We start from the raw sequence: 775 nt of genomic DNA, 5'->3' as shown, positions 1-775 counted from the left end.
ATCAAAGACAAAGCACTCATGCGCCTACTCGGTAAATACCTACGAGCGGGAGTAGCAGAGTGCGAAACAGGTCTGTGGTTTGAGTCAACCAAAGGAGTCCCTCAAGGTGGGCCATTATCCCCTTTACTTTCCAATATTTTACTCGATGAATTAGATAAGAAGCTAGCCTACAAACACCTTAAGTTTGCCCGTTACGCTGATGACTAATCATTTTAGTAAAAACGAAAAGCGAAGGACTAATAATCCAACGGGACATTACTGCGTTCATCACTAAGCGATTAAAACTCAAAGTGAATGAATCGAAAAGTCGGGTCGGTCCAGTATCAGGCTCGAAATTTCTCGGGTTTACCTTCCGCTACGGTCAAGTGCAGATCCACGAACAGGCGCTAAAGAAATTTAAAGCAAATGTCAGGGAGCTCACTAACCGCAACTGGGGGATCTCAATGACCCTACAAATTCATAAACTCACACAGTATTTGCGCGGCTGGGGACACTACTACCTAATAGCCAACGCTTATCAGCTAACGGTGGATTTAGATCACTGGATCCGCCGTAGGATAAGAATGTGCTACTGGCGGCAATGGCGTAAACCTCGCACCAAAGTACGCAGTTTAATGAAATTGGGTGTTAGCGAACGACTCGCCATTGCATGTGGTATCACCAGTACCAAAAGTAGGCGCTTGGAAGCGAAGGCCCTTGTAGAAGCTCAAAAACAAAAGGAATTAACATTGCGATAGGCAATGACTATCTAGCGTCACAAGGTTTAGCGTCATTA

General features: G+C 45.0%; 1 pseudogene. It reads left to right on the top strand.

The annotated features are described in order from the left end of the window. Positions 1-775, top strand: a pseudogene (locus H5232_RS24495) (group II intron maturase-specific domain-containing protein); the annotation flags it as partial.

The organism is Pseudoalteromonas sp. SG41-5, assembly GCF_014164495.1.
GTDB classification, from domain to species: Bacteria; Pseudomonadota; Gammaproteobacteria; order Enterobacterales; family Alteromonadaceae; genus Pseudoalteromonas; species Pseudoalteromonas rhizosphaerae.
The sequence above is the reverse complement of the archived record's forward strand: the minus strand, read 5'-3'. Positions and strand labels throughout refer to the sequence as shown.